The organism is Citrobacter sp. RHBSTW-00671 (genome assembly GCF_014103415.1).
Taxonomy (GTDB): domain Bacteria; phylum Pseudomonadota; class Gammaproteobacteria; order Enterobacterales; family Enterobacteriaceae; genus Citrobacter.
In genome coordinates this window covers 216689-232922 of sequence record NZ_JABXPR010000002.1, presented here as the reverse complement: position 1 = coordinate 232922, position 16234 = coordinate 216689, and the positions used below count along the sequence as shown (strand labels likewise).

Genomic DNA, 16234 nt, shown 5'->3' with positions numbered 1-16234 from the left:
TTAAATGAATTAGAAGATACCCGGCTTACACCGCAATAGAGCATTAAATATCTGCTCACGAGCCTCAGAAGGATTTACTTGTTTTGCAATTCCTTCAATCCACTCATCAACCGGCAATCGGGTAAAATGATGGTCTGTATTGCGAATCCTGATTGCAATGACAGCCCAGTGAGCGAGAGCATACTGAATATAATGCTTATCGCCTTGTGCAACTTCACCGCGTATTCTGGCGGTGCGGTTGTTATACTCTATCAACGCGCAGCCACTCATACAGACTCCAGTTATTAATCTATATAGTTAAAAGACAATTCCATCATCAATCGCCGTCAGGCTTTCGATCTTTGAAATGTCGATGAAGTTAAATCGTCGTACATTGTTTGCAGTAATAATCCGACCGTCATTAAGCTGAATGATCTCACTTTCTTTATCAGAACGTGATGGCCATGAAGCGATAACAGAGTCTTCAGTAATTACATAATGCCGACTATTTGATATAAACAAAATGCATGGGATATCCATTAAATGAGACTCCAGACATTCAGTCTTTAAAGATTAAAATTCTGTAGTACCAATCCATACATCATTAATATATGCATCGGCCCCAAACTCAACACCACAAGGCTGTACTTTATCCAGGGTTTCGAACGTCCATCCTTCTTCAGGAGGCCATTGGAAAAGCAATGGCGCTCCATCCAAATATTTTATGGCGAGAACCCCATGACGAAGAGGTGCGAGGATATCTGTTTCACCGGGTCTCACTTTAACCCAATAATGAATCATGATGTCACCTTTATTGATTTACCCGAGGAATGAATTGGGTTTGGGTGGTTATATCAGACATGAGTTCATAAATCTTGTATGGCCACCAATTTGAATCCATATCACGGAAGAAATGAACCTCAGTGATATCGGGACACATCGGATGCCATAGGTTAAAAACCATAAGTTCAGATGCCTCAACCTCAATGAACTGATTGATTGAGGTTTTCCTGAACTCATTCGTGGAAATAAACCCTATTAGATCCTCCAATTGATTAAGCAATAAACCCGCTTGTAGCAGTTCAGAGGAACTATCGAAGTCATGTTTTAAAATATTCATGTTAGTCTCCAGCGTGGCACGAAAAAAACGCTGACCGAAGTCAGCGTTTGTATTATTACAGAGGTTTATTCTTAAGCGGCTTCGCAGCCTCTTTAGGATAAGTGTGATAAAACGCTTTTCTGTATTTTTCGTATCCAATACGTTGGGATGCAACATGTTCCATATTAGTGGGAGCAGTAAAGTGATGACACGCAATCAGTCTTGCTTGTTTTGCCAATTCACTTGACCACTCGTGCAGGATTTCCATCCGGGTTTCGAATGGATCAAGACCCGCTATTTTGCAGCAACTCGTAAATGAACATAAGTCTTCCTGATTTTCTTCCGAACAAATCCAGAGGATTTCATCCACACGCTGCTCACCAGTACTACGGTATGCAGTCATGATATATATACTATCCCGAATTATTTCGTAAGCCATCTTTGATGAAAAACGAAGTTCATAATTATGTTCTGAATCGGCTGATATCAGATCATATTCACTTTCAGTGGCATCGAAAATACTCATGAATGAGAGTTGATTTTCGTGAACCACTTTAGATTTTGCGGTTGCAGACATAATGATCACCTTTAAAATAAATTAAATTAATTTAGAAAGCTAAAACGGAAATTAAAATACAGATTAAGACATGAGAGCTTTACGGGTTACTTCAAAGAGTTTGCTACGTAAGGCAGAAACAGAACCGACAGAAACACCGGTATCACCAAAAAGACTTTTCATCATGCGGTCACTGGCATCACCGAAACCGATGCCAATAACGATGATGTCATCATCTTTAGCGCTTTGTATCATCGCTCGCGCAGAAGCCATATCATCAGGCTGGCCATCAGTTGCTATAACCAATACATGGCGATCCGCTTTAGCTGACGTCAGGTCTGCAAGTGCAGGCCATAACGATTCGCAAAGAGGAGTACAGCCTTGCGTACCAATACCAAACTGATGAGTTCCTATAGCTGTCCGTAAAGTTTGCTCCCGTCCTTTTAACAGACCTACGCTATTATGTGCGGCGTGTGGGAAATGGTATGCCGAGGTAGTTACCCCCTGAATACCATCGAGCGCATACAACATTGATACAACAGCGGCTTCAGCCTCTTTAACCGACCGGCTCATTGACCCGCTAGAGTCCAGCAGGATAGTAAAAGCAGAACTGACATCTACTGCCTTGGACTTATGTTTAAAAAGACGCGTATTGCCCAGCATGGCACTGGTAACCAGTCGAGAATCAAGCTTACGACCAGTTTCACGATGTGTTCTTCTCACCGCTCTTACACCCTGTAACAACCCATGAAGTGATTGGCGTAACCCGGTAGCCATCTGCACCCCTAAACTTACGGATGCATTACCGGTATCGTGCCGCTTCGCAGGTGCTACTGAATATGGAGTAGGTGAAACGATACGTTGATGCGGGGGTACTTTGTCTTTGATTAACTGATTGAGCTTATCTGAAGTGTTCTGTCCAGTACGGCCAAGGTCATTCGATGTGGTTCCTTCGAAAGGGTCTTTACCGCCCTGGGACATGTTAACGACAGAAGCTTCACCCGAAGCATTTGAGCCCGGTTGGGAAGCTCCGGCTTTGTTGTCACCAGAGTCGGAAGCAGGAGTATTACGATTAGCTGACGTTGACGATGAGTTATCGTTTTCATCATCGCTATCGTTTTGCCCATGTTCTTTATCTGGTGCGCCACCGGTATTACCATCAGGATCTGAAGAAGGCCCATTCTGACCGGCTGACGATGACGGCGAGCCGCCATTACCGCCTGAACTTACAGTCTGGACATCCCCATTTTTGTCAGAACTGTCGGATGACTGGCCCGGCTCTGACGAACTGTCATCGCCTTTGCTGTCACCATAATCAGCGCCCTGATTATCATCCTGCGGAGGTTCTTCTTGCTCATTAGTTTCGTTAAATGCATCTACTGCGAGGTCATATAACCGACATGCAACTTCAAACACCTTTTTAATCGAGGTTGCTTGTACTGCTTCAGCCATAACCGTCATAGCTTTGTCGTACAGCTCCAGCCCGAAGATGCGTTCAAAGTCTTCACGCACTTGCTTTGTTGGGATAGTTAAACCGTTGAAGCGGTTCAAACCACAAGTAAGCAGGGTATCCAGAAATACCGATGAAGCTTTATCACAGGATTCCGCTTCTTCACTGAACAAAAAATGATTCAGTGAATTGAGATACTTCAATGTACCTGGATAGCGACAACTCATCGCACGTTCAATGCGCAAATCTTCGCAAAGATTGACCAGGTGTCTAAGTACCTCAACGTTGTATTTATCCGACTCCATATGCTCTTGAATGAATATCTTAAGATCACCAAAATCAGTGAAACGGATATGTGCTGCTTCATGTACGGCATACCCTAATAACGGATTTGCCAACATTTCAGCGTCCTTGAAGAATGGAAGGTTAATAAGAAAACCAGCACCAGTCTCCGTAGCATATGCTTCATTGCCGCCAACAGAAACATTAAGACCAATCTGAGAGCTTAATGCACGTGCGACAATAGGAAGGGAATTATAAATACCCATATATACCTCACAATAAATTTAAATAGATTAATTAGAAAAAAGGCCCGGAGTGGGCCTTTTATTTTTAAAACACCATTATTGTTTCGTCATCATCGAGTGAAGACGAAATTACAATTTCAGGCTCTTTTCCATCAATGACTTTTTCAGAATCCAAACCCGAAATAAGAGCTGAGTCTGGCAGAGAGCGGGGTACAATCGAATCACCGCCCAAAAATGAATCATCATCGACTATAACCGCACTAAACGCCGGTATTACAGCGTCATTAACAATTCCATGCTCCTGGGTATCGGACAAGTCGTTAACGTCAGTATCAGCCGACGTATTAACCGGTTCGATTGCCAAAGACGTATCAGCTGAACCATTGATTTCTACCAGAACAGATGGGGCTTCAGCGAGTGAATCAACGCTTTGCAATCCGATCGGATCTTCTACTACCACAGCAGATGCAAACGCATCTGTATGCGGAGGAGGAAGCGTTTCTACCTGAACCTGAGTTGCCGAAATGGCCGCTAAAGTCATGGCATCATCATCTCCAATAAGGTTCATTGAAAGTGATGGGTCAATCGCATCGTTACCATCTGTAGTACTGGCTGATGACAGCAGTTCTACAAACTGTTTTGCATGAATTGGGTCGCGTAGGTTATTGAGGAGAGAGAGAATGTCGTTATAAGGTTTGCCCGTCACTTTGCCGGTTAGCGGAATGTCTTTCATTACCTGATTAACATAGTCGCTAAGAGACTGGACGCTTGGTGCGATGAAAGCTAGGGAAGCGAGTTTATCGCCGCAGCGGCGTAAAGGATTTAGTGTGTGCTGAGAAAACGCATCGGGGTTCCTGTTTTTAAGGAAACCTTCAACAACATCAGCCACATCCTCATAAACTTCATCCGCTAAACTTTTAACTTGCCCAGTTAAACCATCCTGAATGACACTGTTACCATAAGGTGTGATATGAATCGCAGTAAAGCCAAATTGTATCTGGCTATCCATATAAGACAAATCGATCGCAGCATCACGCAAAAGTATAGAGCGATACTTTTCTTCAAAAGAATTAATCCAGCTATTAAAATCAGCTTTCATAAATTCCTTTTTGTAATCGTAAAACTCGCCCTTAAGTACATTCAGTTTACCAATTAAATCATTAACCTTGTCGGCTGGAATTGCATAGCCTCCCATAAATTTAATACCCGCTTCAAGACATAAAGCGTGAGCTGAATTCTTCTTGCGGGTAAATGGATTGATGAGTTGTGGGTCAATGATTTTCTTGCTACCTAATGAAACAAGTACATCAGGTGGCAAATCAGCACTGTTACCAAGATCTTCTCTTTTCAGCTTACGACGACCACTAATACTGGTGATATCAGAAAGAGAAACGAGAATAAGTTGTTCCAGAACCTGAGTGGCATTGGATTTGATAGTCATGACATACCTCATTAATTTAAAATTGATTTAAAAAGAATTAAAAAACCCCAAGCGGGGTTTTATTTAAGTGCTTCAGAACCGAATACAGCTTCAACGATGAGATGCAAAGATTTTTTATCATCTGCTGATGCACGATTACCAATCTGATAATCGAAAGCTGTTAATAATGCACGTGGCATCTTTGCAGCTTTCATCATTGAGTAGCGGTCAAGCCAGGCCACCAGCGAACGAGTTGAACACGTTACTGATAAACGAGTGTCGGGAAGAACACCGTCCGGGAGTTTTGCACTGTTAGTATTGACACTAGTGTCAATTTCACCGGTGATATTCTTGCCTACAAAAAGACCGCGAATCATATTCGCAACGTCAACAAATTTCTCCGCGACTTTGGTGTCGGGGATATATTTGGTAATCAATTTAGTCTCGGTTTCTTTTGGCATATAGTCAGCAGTGATAAACATATAGCGGTCAAGGTTGGCCACATTTAATGTTTTCACACCGCCATAAACGCCAGTAAAATCGCCCTGACCAATTGAGTTAGCCGTTGCAACAAATCTGAAGTTCGGGTGCTGTTTAATTACCTCGTTGGTTTCAGGAATAACTAAATTCCCTCCTTCGAGGATGGCGTTAAAGGCATTGGCACAGGATGGGTCTAATTGATCGTACTCATCGAGTAGGAAAATCAGTCCATACTTGTACGCCAGCGTCAGTGGGCCATGAACAAAAACAGTCTTGGTATCACCGGTCAGTTCATTACACTGAAGCCGGAGACCGCCAATGAGATTGTTAATATCCAGGTCTTGTGAAGCTGTAGTTTTCATGACAGGCCAGTTAAGTCTTGCTGCTACTTGTTCGACAACACTGGTTTTGCCACAACCTGTTGGGCCAGAGATCCACAGAGACTGATTTTGTGGATAGTTAATCCACATCAGTACAGATGAACGCAAATACGCTTCAAAAACATAGTCGTCATTCTGTTTAGGCACGAATGCACTAAATGGATTGGCTGAGTCAAATCCCTGGAACGGTTTAACTTTATCCATCTGATGATCTGGAACAACAATACCAAATACAGAAGGGTGGACAGGTGTAGAGCGCGCCATGATTTCAACAGACAGGTTTGCGAAATTAGTAGTCATGATATACCTCATTAAATTAGATAGATTTAAAAATTAAAAATTAATTAAGAAGAATGATGTTATGCAGCAATATCAGCACGTACTAAATCGACATGCTTATAATTGCGGCTAACACTGCCACTGTTATCAACACTGGTAACCTTTGGTGCATACGTTACATAAGAAACGATGCCTCTGGCTCTCAATGCAGAGACCAGAACAGGCATAAAATAGGTTTTGGCATAAACAAGTACACCATCAGCCTTATATTTATTACAGAGTGATGTAGCGATTTCAGCAAATTCTTTAGCTTTATCGGTCATAACATCTTCTGAAGGACAGGTATTAAAGGTCAACAGTTCACGTAATGCGTGTGATACTTGCTGATCGACATCAATAACGCCCATTTCCCGTTGTTCTGGGGATGCAAGATATGCAGTCATATTTACAAGAAACATGATCAGACTCCTCATTTAAAAAGATTAGTGAATTAGATGAATTAGGCCTTGCATGAAGGCTGAAGTTAGGTACTAGTTTCAGTTTGGGAGTGACTGAGGCACTTGTTGTTGTCTACGTGACAACAAAACACCTTTTTCGACGGACAAAAAAGCCTGCCGCTTATGAGAGCCGCAGGCTATCGAATTTGTTTAGGCGAAAGAAATCCTTGTGAATACCAGGAGGTATTCAGGAGTGGCTTGAGCGCCGAATTTAGAAGGTGTTTAAAGGCAGTTGCCTGAAGTTAAGCGGACTAAGCCGCTATTTAAAGATAATAAAGGATGTGTAATTGGTCAAGCAAAAAAAAAGCCCAGTTTTAAACTGGGCTCAATAATTAAAAAACAACGTATTGTTGGGCTGAGTCTGTCTCTTCTGCACCAGGAGATACCAGTACGGAAGTGTCATCCAAAGGAATGTAGACAGTATCAGTCAGAGTTGATTTATATTCATAGGTACTTAACGAATTTCGTACCGATGACTGACCGTAACATTCTGGATGATGTTTGGGGTCAATAGATAATTTATCGCAGATTCGTTTGTAGCTCGGTTTTTCCGGTACGCGAGACTGAAGAAAACGAAAGCCAAAGCCATCGATTCTAACCAGCTCGTTATAGGAAAAGCCAATAGAAGCACCTAGACCCTGGATCAATAAATTGACCGCGTTCTGGTATTCTTCGAACTGCTTTTTCTTTAAAGCCAACTCTTTCTCCATCTGCTGCAATGTTCCAACTTGTCTGGCTATGTCTACCACACGAGCTTCGAGGTCGTCTGGAAGCTTAAAGCCTTGTGTCTGAGACATGATTTCAGGGTCAGAGATAAGCAAAATATCTTTTTCCTTATCAAACGGTAGAGCTGTTTTTGTCTGAACCTTATTCCAGAAGTATTCGCAGGCAACCTGGACTCGATAAAACGCTTTCTTCGAAGGCATAATTTTAAAGACCTTGGTCTGGTCAGTGGCCGACCAAAACACAAGATACGCCTGGGGTGCGCCTGTTGTCAGCAGCTGGTGCTGAACTTGCCAGTAGTAATAACGGAATTCTGGCGATTTGGTTTCAAGCTGAAGAATAGAAAGATGTTTGCTCTCGCAAAGATTCTTTATCTCAAGGATTGAACCATCGTCGAACTGCCCATCCAGCGAAGCAATCATGTAAGGATACTTTTTGTTCCTTACACAGAAAGGCAGGGCGATTTGTCCAATCTCTTTTTCGCAGTAACTTCTGGCAAGTGCTTCAAGCTTTTTACCAGCATCAACCTGTTTAATGACAGAAAGGTCTTCTGCCTTAATCAGGCCAGCGTATTGCAAATAGAGTTCGTAGGGCGTTTTAGTTGCACCAGCCTCCTCTAACAGAATAGGGGAGCATGTTGCTGTCACACCAGTTTTACGCCATTCGAGCCATTCCTTTGAGCCCTGCACAACATCAACGACTTCATAAATGTCAGACATAATGATCACCTTAAGATAAATTTAGAAAGTTAAACCGGCAGTTTCCTGCCGGATAAGTTAAGCGGCCAGAAGATCTTCAATAAGACCTTCTACCATTTCTTTTAGAGGGGGAAATGTCACATTGTTGAGAGCGGCATTGAGCCTCACAAAATCAGATGTATTAACAGCCTCAAGATATAACTTGTGTATTTCCATTGATTCGGCTTGGACTTCACCGACCCATTTGGCCGCGTCGGTTTTAAACTCACCCTTACCCATTTTTTCGATGAAGTTAAGTACTTGAGTAAAATCGAAGCTACCTACTGCGTTAGTTAAATGATTTTTGAGAAGTGACCGACGGGATTTTTCTAAAGATAAGCGAGCGAATGCCAGCTCACTTTCATTCAGATCGAAACTGCTTTTTGCATCGTTTAAAATAGTTTCGTATCCAAGCGTCTTTTCTGCCCGGCTTACTAACTTTTTAATTCTGCGTTCAGCCCATTTTCTGACCCCGGGATGCTCAGACATTTCTTCATTGGACTGCCCATTGGTTTCTCCGGGTGGAGGGAGAATATCATCAGCCGAACCATTTACGTCAGCTGGAGGTGTATTTCCCTCAGCCGTATCGTAAACATCGGTTGGTGTATTGCTCTTGATGTCCTGCTGCTCGGTTGAATCAGGTTCTTCAGGGAGCTTATTAAACTCACCTTCAATAACTTTATCATCAGACTTTGCAGTTCGGATTGTAGTATCCGTATTACCAGCCGTCCTGGCTTCTTGTCTAACCTCCATTTCAGCTTCAGCAGCTGCGACGGGTATTGTTGCTGTACGGAAACCTTCACCACCAGCAGTGTTCAGATATTCAATCATTGAACTCAGGCGAGTACGGTTACCAGGAATTAAGTGTATGGTCTGCTTAATAGCTGACTTGAGCACCATCTTCCAAGGGAACTGAGTCCACGGTGAATACTGCCGTTTCTCCACTTTTGCCCAAGATTCGGATTTCGCCCGAGATTGAGCTAAATCCTGAAGGTCAATGAAAAATACCAGATGACGTCCATCCTTCATTAAATAGTCGACATAAGCCCCCCTGAACATGCCTCGATCTCCTAAAGCACCCTGATCGGTGTTTGTGAGAACGAGTCCCCCTTTATAAGCAAAGGGGTCAAATTCGTGGTCTGGGCTGGAACGACGACCATTGGTTTTAAATGAGTCCTTTTCAAAAACTAATTCAGCCACAATGTCTTCGCATAAACCTTCATCGGTGGCCATCCTGCTGAGCCCAATATAGGACACGTCAAGAATGACACGACCATCGCGTGGAACCAGGTAAGCCTGCTTCTGCGCCGGGTCAAGAGTAAGGCCGCTACTTGCAAGCTGAAGGAATGCTGTTTCGAAGGACTTTGGATTATTAACTGCTATGTCAGCCAAGTAGTTATTATTGTTGACAATATGTTTTGCAAAAACGCATTCACGTTCGAATGAGATGTGAGGTGAACTGGAACCTGCGGATGCAAACATCTTTTCGAGCGACAACATATGTCGAGCAATGCTGTCTATCTTAACGACAATATCGGTGTTCCCTTTATTGTTGTTTGAGAATGAACCAGAACTACGTGATTTATTTGAGTACATATATACCTCATTAAATTAAATAAATTATAAGATTAAAAAAGAAGAAGGTTGCTGAGGAATCAGCAACCAGTCATATCAACCGCGAACTGATGAATATGCGTTAGTTAAAGTTACTTGCCCGGAGGAGCTTAATTTTTCATTAAGTTTCATACGAGCTACAATAACGGCTGCTGTCGAATTATCGGCTGGCAGATTTGTCCAGGCTTGCATGTTGACAGGGTGCTTAGAGGTTGCGGCTTGCGGACGTGATGTCTGCACGGCTCTATTCTTAGCATCCAGCTTCGGCGAAGCTTCTGGTATCTTCTCTACTGAATTTTTATTGTTGTCTGGTGATACAGACTCTTTTCCAGGGTGCAGCTGCTTTTGCTCGGCATATACTGTTCTCCATTTTTCAGAAGCAGTTCTTACCTCTTCATCAGACATTTTCTGCCACTTCATATCGTCCTTAAGTTTTTGCGCTACTTGAGGGGATAGCGAAGTGACGGTTGATGTAGATGGTGGCTTTACAGTTTCATTTGCACGGGTATCTATTGATTGACCAGTCTGAATGATTCGAGCCATGAAAACATGAAACTCAGTCCTCATTTGGTCAATACCATGTTTTGTATAACGGAATGATCGAGCTAATGCTTCGATATACAGTTCGGTATTCATTTGAATATTATCGCGTAGAAAATCCGCGACTTTACCAAATGCTTTTATCGAATAGAACTCGGTCTGAGACTTGCCGCTAATGGACATGTCACAGCGCAAACGGAAATAAATATATGAATCTGCATTGTTAGATGCAGGCACATATTTAGGTTCTATCGCAACAATACCCTTTGCTCTGGATTGCATAGTTTATACCTCATAAATTTTTAAATTAAAAAAGTTAAAATGATTTAGTGCTATAGGCACAAAAATTAGAAAGATTTGTGAAGCATCCAGTTAGAGTGCTGGACTCACTGTATCCTCAACAAGAGGAAAAACACCTTTTTCGACGGCGCAGAAAACACGATGCATGATGCACCGTGTGTCGAATTCTATGGGCGTAGGGAAGCCGTGCGAATGAACTTATTCATTCAGGGATGGCGCGTTGCCGAAATAAAGAGTGTTAAAAGAAGTTAAGCGGGATGCCCGCGATATAAGATTATGATACGACGTTTGGTTGGTCAATCCAGAAAAGAAAAAAACCCAGCTTTCGCTGGGTTTTTATAGGGAGGTTTAGCATAACAAGCGTTCCAGACGCTTCCATGTTTGGATTGCCATGTCGGTTGAAGCATCTGATATCTCTTTATAGAGATCAGTATTTCGCCGTTCATAGTAACCTGGAAAGGTGAGCCTATGCAGGCAATCATCTAACTTTGAAAGATCTCCAAAGTCGTGAGCGCCTACATTGATTTTTGCTCTGATTGCCAGTATATCTCCCTCTATTTTCATGAGCTCAATGAGCTCATGCATTTCGAAGAAAATATTAGACTGATAACGACCAGCATGTTCTTCGCATTCGATGCTATCGCATACGTCACATACTTCAGCGTTACAGGAATGATAACCGCAGTGATTACACGTATAAGAGAATCTCTGGTTTATTGCCCCTGCAACACAGTCTTCATAAATCCGATGTCGGCAGTCTTTCCCACAATTTTCACACTCTGCAATCATTGTGTAATCATCCAGTTCCATACCACCCGGCTCAATGCTACTACCATAGACAATTGTCATAATATACCTCATATATTTAAAAGATTAAAAAGTTAAGGCTTATAGCCTGAATTAAGAATATTTTAGCTTTCGGCGAGTACTTGCATAACCCAAATGCCGCGACGTTTTTCGTTAAGGAGAGTACGATACCCTGTAACCTTACCGCTTTCGTCAAACACTTGTGCTTTGTCGGTTCTTACTTCAGACTCTTTCCAGACTGAAACAATATCACCAACTTGTGCTCCACAAGTCTCAACAGCATTTTTGAGCCCAACAGCCCAAATTTCATGGTCTTTCCCACCACTACGTATTGTGACTAAATACGATTTATCGTTATTAGGATCGTGTTTCCAGTTTTCGAGACCGTGGTAAACAAGCTTTCCTTCAAAACGATGGTTTGCATATTTGGCTTTGTCATTATTTGACCCAGCCCGAGAAACACCTTCAACCATGTTTCCATTAGTTGCTTCATTAGATTTTTTCCCAGACTTGGTAAAGAATGAATTATAAATAACGAGTAAAGCAACAACTACACATACAGTCGCGGTAACAAAACCGAGACCAGTGAACAGTAAACCGCGTTCCGTTATAAAAATTGCCAGCCAGATTGGGCCAAGGAATCTGATATATTCGGCACGGTAATACACAGCACCAAAAAATACGATACCTGCCATTAATGAGATTGGGTCAGACATAGATCACCTATAAATTTAGAATGCGAAAATTTAGCTACCTAAAAGGTAAACTAAACGGATGTACACAAAACTGCACATCTGTTGATTCGCTGGAGTTAAAAGGATTAACAATTTTTTTTGTTTGGGATTGAGAACCAAAATACCCGTTTGGGTAAGCAAAGAGACATGTCAGGTTTAACCTAAACACATCAGAGATGCTCGGGCCTGTAGAAGGCGTAGTTAACCCGGGAGGAGGTCATCCGGTGGGCGCTGGTTGAGCGCGAAATTAACTAGGAAGTTGTGCTGATGTCCGTCAGCTCGGTTCTTATTCATTTAAGCATATTGGTTTAATTTTTCAAGTCGGTTTTTCATGGTCATATTGCAGCCATTTTTCAATGACAACTATCCTGAGTTTTGGCCTAATCAATTGGCATACAAATTAACTCCGAGGTTCTGTTATGGCTAAAGCACCGGTACAAACCGTAAAACAAGCTAAAAAGAGTGGGGCTCAGGATAACCGAACCCCTAACTCTCGTGTCGAATATTCCAATCCTGAAGCTGTCGTGAAATTTACTCTTCACACCCAGGAAGGTATTCGGGTACAGTCCCGTAATTTTAACATTATCTCCCAGGCTCTCTTCAATCTGACCAATAACAGCCGAGCCCTTGAACGGCTTGGCACTAAATACAGTGGTGCGATTGAACGTACACTGAAGGCGGTTAACGAAGTAATCGACATGCCTGAGAAAGAACTGGAAAATAACATTGCTATTCTGAACCGTGCGGTAAAAGAAGAAGAACGCAGCAGCCTCAATGAAGTCGGGTATACCCATCCAAAAGAACATGAGGTTCGCATCAGAACGCCGCAAGCGCTGCGGGTTATCCGCATTATTCAGAACTTTGATAAATTGCACCAGATCATCGATACCCTCTGGTTAAATAACTGTTTTAATCAGGATGAGGTCGAGGAGTTTAAGTCTCGTCTTCATAATCTCATTCGTGATCTGGCAGCATCACTCAAACGTCACGCGCAGGCATCTGCTGATGAGCTTAATCAGGCCAATGGCCGGGCCGCTGAAAAAGAATTGGCTGGAAGCACTGAGACAGAACCTACCCAGGTAGACCAGGAAACAAAGGTGTTGCAGGATGCCAGTAATGAAGCGAATGATGATCAGAATGAGGCCATTAAACGGCAGGCTTAATTCAACGAAAAACAGAAATTAAAAACCCTGCATTGCAGGGTTTTTTTATTACATTGTGCGGCAACAATCTACCCACTGGAAAATCATGTAGGTGCTGTCCTGGCCTTTACCGGTTGGATAACGGAAAGGCCCACCTTGCCATTGGTATGGGGACTCACCGACCTCATGACTGTTTTTTGTCTCCGGGGTAGGGTAGAACATATTCAATTTGTACTGTTGCTTTGGCAACGTTGGGTAAATCTTGGAGCGACAAACAGTATCGTTTCCCATCGAACGGTAGGCCAGTCCACGACGATGTTCTGCGGCCAGCATACGGATCCCGACCAGGCTGGTTGTTCTGGGGGCATCCATACTCCGTACCGATCCAGTTAAAGGATACTGCCCACCCCAGGAACCGGCACACCACCAAAGTGAGTCTATTGGCTGTTTACCTGCAAATTGTGCCGCTGCTTCACCGGCGCAAGCCTGCATTGCTATCACGTTAGCCACAGCTGCTGATTCCGGGTTCTGGAAGAATGCCAGCATCGTATTATTCCAGGTCGGGTCAATCTCCGTGAAATTAATGATATCAAAATCGCTGTATGGGTCGGCATTACATTGACCGGGTAGATACATATCCAACATTCTTAATAACGGCATAGCATACATATGTGCGTTGTAGAAACTTATTGAGAAACGCTCCCGCTGTTCCTCGGCTGCTCCATCGGTCTGCGGGCCAAACTGCAAATCATTACCAAGGTCGAGTGTTACCCCTCCTAGGGATGACATGCACCCGGGTGTTCTCGTTAACTCGATGAGCTTTCTCGGTTCCCACATCGCGGTCAATACACCCGGGTGATAGACGTTCAATCCATCCTTACAGGCACATACTGTCCCTGATGCTGCATTGTCAGGTGCAGTACCTGTCATCGACAGATTAATACCGGCAAGCTTTATCGGGAAAATACAGTTCCAGCAAACATCCGTAATGAGTTTCGCTGATAAGACTTGGTTATCATGACAGACCTTGTTCTGTACGGGTGATGAAACGTCAGCCGCAAAAACCGGCATAGTAAAAGCCAGACATGCGAGCACCAGGGTCTTGGGTGATTTCAGAACTGAGAGAATTTTTTTCATTTCAGCTCCTCAAAATCTTTGCGTGAATATTCATCATTAATGAATCGCTTACTGTCGGCTGTCACAACGCTGGGCACGTTTATCAAACCATAATGTTCGGCCATGCCTGGCTGAATCATGTATAGCCTTGCGAAGTCACCGTATTCTTTCTTGGTGTCACGGAAGGTCTGCCAGCCATCACCATACACGTTTGTCGTGACCAGTATTGGCGTGAGGGAGGCTGGTGTATGTTCAAACTGATACCTGGCGAACTGGCGTTGCCATTCTTCACGTGCATCGAAAAAGATTAGCTTGATGGTAAATGGCATCACAGTTAGCGGGTTAAATCGCCCCCGTTTTGCAACGATATCGCCGTTAGGTGAAGTAATGTTTTGAGGGATAATGACCGTCGGATCGATGGTTCTGGTAGCTCGCTTTGTCGCTTCCGGGAATTCCTGGAAAACCTGGCGGGGCCAGTAGTTATCAATGGCCTTTTTCTTCATGCCATCAAAATCGAGTTTAGCGACACTCTCCTGTAGTTCATCAATAAGGTTCTTCTCTACGACCCCAACAGCGGGCCCGGCCACACCAAGGTCGCCGGTCTTGTCTTTCAGGTACGCGATGTCATAGATGCCTGTCACCCTGGCCACCAGCTCACCATCTTTTTCATGGATAATGGTCGGTACAGAACTAACGTTGTAGTTTTTGAATACAGTTGGATCGAGGTTTACGGCCAGAGAAGACTTGGAGTCGAAGGAAAGTTTCTGCCAGTGGGTAAGTTCATCAAGCAGGTTCTTTTTATCTTTTGCCCCCTGGACAACCAGAGCGATATCCGTGCGTCCATCGTATAACTTGAGAATGTCGGTGATTTCAGCATCGCTGAGAGACGCGGAGACGAGAATATAAATAAAATCACCGGCTGGCTTATTTTGTTTCTCGTTAGTCATATCAGACTTTGCTAACGCTCCTCTTACCGCATCATCGACTAGTTCATCTGTATTTTTATACTCGGGCATTTCACCCATCATTTTTCGATTATCTTTAACCGTGTCAGTAGCGCGGTCGGCAGTGGCATTTTGATTATCACGAGCCGCTTTTATGAGACTGTCAATATCTTTCATTTCAGTTGCAGATAATTGACGCTTAGCTTTTTGAATGTCAGTGACTGAGTAGTTATTAGCCGGTCTTGTCGGAATATTATCTAAGTTGGATACCGGTCTTGACGGCAGATCACTTAAATAGATACCAGTGTTTTCGGCCCAGACTGGAGTGAAAACAACAGCGGTTACAAATGCCAATATCGAAAGTCGAAAAGGTGTTTTTTTTACCATAATGGATACGCTCGGCCTATAATTTGTGACTCGTCTAATGATCCCCAGTACCTGGAATCAAAACTGTATCTGGTGCGCCCCATCATCCACAGGCGACCATTCGGTACGACACCACTACGCGTTAGCTCCTGTTCGGTATGGCCAGATTCTGCTGCTAATGCCAGTCCCTCACCGACCATAGAGCCGTTAATTGCAGTCTCTTCGGGATCAACGGAGACTGTGTCTCCCGCAATGCCATCAACAATTTTCAGCCCTTTGCCATATGGTTGCATTAGCTCAGAATGAAAGGCGTAAATTTTCCCTTTGACGATTGATTTGTCCATTTTATCGACGAGATATATTCGGTACGGAGGAAGACATTGGTTATTTTGTGGATCGATACCAATCTCATACCGGTTAAGCACGTATAGCGTCAGCGGTGCGGTTAAGAAAATAACAACGATGCTGAAAACAATATGTTGCCTCCAGCTTCGCTTTTTACGAAATATTAAGCTCCATACTGATTTGGGTGTATTCATTCGCC

At 43.3% G+C, this 16234-nt stretch carries 18 protein-coding genes; 1 reads left to right on the top strand and 17 read right to left on the bottom strand.

Going from position 1 to position 16234, the window contains the following annotated elements; all coding sequences use genetic code 11:
* Positions 1 to 9: 9 nt before the first annotated feature.
* The 14 genes from HV261_RS24435 to HV261_RS24370 form a co-directional block, all read right to left on the bottom strand.
* Positions 10 to 270, bottom strand: a complete 261-nt coding sequence (locus HV261_RS24435; RefSeq protein ID WP_016241576.1) for a hypothetical protein — start codon at positions 268 to 270, stop codon at positions 10 to 12.
* Positions 271 to 297: 27 nt separating this feature from the next.
* Positions 298 to 519, bottom strand: coding sequence for a hypothetical protein (locus tag HV261_RS24430; RefSeq protein WP_007372244.1), 222 nt, complete (start codon positions 517 to 519; stop codon positions 298 to 300).
* A 33-nt stretch (positions 520 to 552) separates the two neighbouring features.
* Entirely contained in the window at positions 553 to 780 is a 228-nt protein-coding gene (locus tag HV261_RS24425) for a hypothetical protein (RefSeq protein ID WP_016241577.1), read from the bottom strand.
* A gap of 10 nt (positions 781 to 790) precedes the next feature.
* Positions 791 to 1099, bottom strand: a complete 309-nt coding sequence (locus HV261_RS24420) for a hypothetical protein (RefSeq protein ID WP_016241578.1) — start codon at positions 1097 to 1099, stop codon at positions 791 to 793.
* 55 nt (positions 1100 to 1154) lie between these two features.
* Positions 1155 to 1655 (bottom strand): hypothetical protein, encoded by a 501-nt coding sequence (locus HV261_RS24415; RefSeq protein ID WP_016241579.1) that lies wholly within the window; start codon positions 1653 to 1655, stop codon positions 1155 to 1157.
* 63 nt (positions 1656 to 1718) lie between these two features.
* Positions 1719 to 3632 carry a VWA domain-containing protein gene (locus HV261_RS24410; RefSeq protein WP_048242086.1) on the bottom strand — a complete coding sequence of 638 codons (1914 nt, stop codon included), beginning with the start codon at positions 3630 to 3632 and terminating at the stop codon, positions 1719 to 1721.
* Positions 3633 to 3696: 64 nt separating this feature from the next.
* Positions 3697 to 5052 (bottom strand): DUF3150 domain-containing protein, encoded by a 1356-nt coding sequence (locus tag HV261_RS24405; RefSeq protein WP_016241580.1) that lies wholly within the window; start codon positions 5050 to 5052, stop codon positions 3697 to 3699.
* A gap of 59 nt (positions 5053 to 5111) precedes the next feature.
* Positions 5112 to 6191: an AAA family ATPase gene (locus tag HV261_RS24400; protein WP_007372241.1), complete on the bottom strand. Its 1080-nt coding sequence runs from the start codon at positions 6189 to 6191 to the stop codon at positions 5112 to 5114.
* 59 nt (positions 6192 to 6250) lie between these two features.
* Entirely contained in the window at positions 6251 to 6628 is a 378-nt protein-coding gene (locus HV261_RS24395) for a hypothetical protein (protein ID WP_007372240.1), read from the bottom strand.
* Between the two features lie 371 nt (positions 6629 to 6999).
* Complete coding sequence (locus tag HV261_RS24390; RefSeq protein WP_007372239.1) at positions 7000 to 8109, bottom strand: lambda-exonuclease family protein; 1110 nt, start codon at positions 8107 to 8109, stop codon at positions 7000 to 7002.
* A gap of 57 nt (positions 8110 to 8166) precedes the next feature.
* The gene (locus tag HV261_RS24385; protein WP_007372238.1) at positions 8167 to 9723 is read right to left on the bottom strand and encodes a recombinase RecT; all 1557 of its coding nucleotides are present in this window, start codon (positions 9721 to 9723) and stop codon (positions 8167 to 8169) included.
* A 75-nt stretch (positions 9724 to 9798) separates the two neighbouring features.
* Complete coding sequence (locus HV261_RS24380; RefSeq protein ID WP_016241581.1) at positions 9799 to 10563, bottom strand: single stranded DNA-binding domain-containing protein; 765 nt, start codon at positions 10561 to 10563, stop codon at positions 9799 to 9801.
* 366 nt (positions 10564 to 10929) lie between these two features.
* Complete coding sequence (locus tag HV261_RS24375; RefSeq protein ID WP_016241582.1) at positions 10930 to 11430, bottom strand: hypothetical protein; 501 nt, start codon at positions 11428 to 11430, stop codon at positions 10930 to 10932.
* Positions 11431 to 11492: 62 nt separating this feature from the next.
* Positions 11493 to 12104: a hypothetical protein gene (locus tag HV261_RS24370; RefSeq protein ID WP_009653893.1), complete on the bottom strand. Its 612-nt coding sequence runs from the start codon at positions 12102 to 12104 to the stop codon at positions 11493 to 11495.
* Between the two features lie 437 nt (positions 12105 to 12541).
* Here HV261_RS24370 and HV261_RS24365 point away from each other — a divergent pair, with 437 nt between their 5' ends.
* Positions 12542 to 13285 (top strand): AcaB family transcriptional regulator, encoded by a 744-nt coding sequence (locus tag HV261_RS24365; protein ID WP_048242087.1) that lies wholly within the window; start codon positions 12542 to 12544, stop codon positions 13283 to 13285.
* Positions 13286 to 13333: 48 nt separating this feature from the next.
* On the opposite strand, the gene HV261_RS24360 is transcribed toward HV261_RS24365, so the two are convergent.
* From HV261_RS24360 to lepB, 3 genes are read right to left on the bottom strand one after another with little or no spacing between them, the layout of a single operon-like run.
* Positions 13334 to 14401, bottom strand: a complete 1068-nt coding sequence (locus HV261_RS24360) for a TraU family protein (RefSeq protein ID WP_007372234.1) — start codon at positions 14399 to 14401, stop codon at positions 13334 to 13336.
* Complete coding sequence (locus HV261_RS24355; RefSeq protein ID WP_016241583.1) at positions 14398 to 15711, bottom strand: TrbC family F-type conjugative pilus assembly protein; 1314 nt, start codon at positions 15709 to 15711, stop codon at positions 14398 to 14400. Before HV261_RS24355 ends, HV261_RS24360 begins: the two co-directional genes overlap by 4 nt.
* The gene (gene lepB, locus HV261_RS24350) at positions 15705 to 16229 is read right to left on the bottom strand and encodes a signal peptidase I (protein ID WP_007372232.1); all 525 of its coding nucleotides are present in this window, start codon (positions 16227 to 16229) and stop codon (positions 15705 to 15707) included. The genes HV261_RS24355 and lepB overlap by 7 nt, the downstream gene beginning before the upstream one ends.
* Positions 16230 to 16234: the final 5 nt, after the last annotated feature.

Excerpts from the sequence above, each read along its gene's own strand:
- HV261_RS24395 (WP_007372240.1), bottom strand. The coding sequence starts at position 6,628 with ATGTTTCTTGTAAATATGACTGCATATCTTGCATCCCCAGAACAACGG.
- lepB (WP_007372232.1), bottom strand. The coding sequence starts at position 16,229 with ATGAATACACCCAAATCAGTATGGAGCTTAATATTTCGTAAAAAGCGA.
- HV261_RS24370 (WP_009653893.1), bottom strand. The coding sequence starts at position 12,104 with ATGTCTGACCCAATCTCATTAATGGCAGGTATCGTATTTTTTGGTGCT.
- HV261_RS24430 (WP_007372244.1), bottom strand. The coding sequence starts at position 519 with ATGGATATCCCATGCATTTTGTTTATATCAAATAGTCGGCATTATGTA.
- HV261_RS24385 (WP_007372238.1), bottom strand. The coding sequence starts at position 9,723 with ATGTACTCAAATAAATCACGTAGTTCTGGTTCATTCTCAAACAACAAT.
- HV261_RS24355 (WP_016241583.1), bottom strand. The coding sequence starts at position 15,711 with ATGGTAAAAAAAACACCTTTTCGACTTTCGATATTGGCATTTGTAACC.
- HV261_RS24375 (WP_016241582.1), bottom strand. The coding sequence starts at position 11,430 with ATGACAATTGTCTATGGTAGTAGCATTGAGCCGGGTGGTATGGAACTG.
- HV261_RS24360 (WP_007372234.1), bottom strand. The coding sequence starts at position 14,401 with ATGAAAAAAATTCTCTCAGTTCTGAAATCACCCAAGACCCTGGTGCTC.
- HV261_RS24420 (WP_016241578.1), bottom strand. The coding sequence starts at position 1,099 with ATGAATATTTTAAAACATGACTTCGATAGTTCCTCTGAACTGCTACAA.
- HV261_RS24410 (WP_048242086.1), bottom strand. The coding sequence starts at position 3,632 with ATGGGTATTTATAATTCCCTTCCTATTGTCGCACGTGCATTAAGCTCT.
- HV261_RS24415 (WP_016241579.1), bottom strand. The coding sequence starts at position 1,655 with ATGTCTGCAACCGCAAAATCTAAAGTGGTTCACGAAAATCAACTCTCA.
- HV261_RS24365 (WP_048242087.1), top strand. The coding sequence starts at position 12,542 with ATGGCTAAAGCACCGGTACAAACCGTAAAACAAGCTAAAAAGAGTGGG.
- HV261_RS24380 (WP_016241581.1), bottom strand. The coding sequence starts at position 10,563 with ATGCAATCCAGAGCAAAGGGTATTGTTGCGATAGAACCTAAATATGTG.
- HV261_RS24425 (WP_016241577.1), bottom strand. The coding sequence starts at position 780 with ATGATTCATTATTGGGTTAAAGTGAGACCCGGTGAAACAGATATCCTC.
- HV261_RS24435 (WP_016241576.1), bottom strand. The coding sequence starts at position 270 with ATGAGTGGCTGCGCGTTGATAGAGTATAACAACCGCACCGCCAGAATA.
- HV261_RS24400 (WP_007372241.1), bottom strand. The coding sequence starts at position 6,191 with ATGACTACTAATTTCGCAAACCTGTCTGTTGAAATCATGGCGCGCTCT.
- HV261_RS24390 (WP_007372239.1), bottom strand. The coding sequence starts at position 8,109 with ATGTCTGACATTTATGAAGTCGTTGATGTTGTGCAGGGCTCAAAGGAA.
- HV261_RS24405 (WP_016241580.1), bottom strand. The coding sequence starts at position 5,052 with ATGACTATCAAATCCAATGCCACTCAGGTTCTGGAACAACTTATTCTC.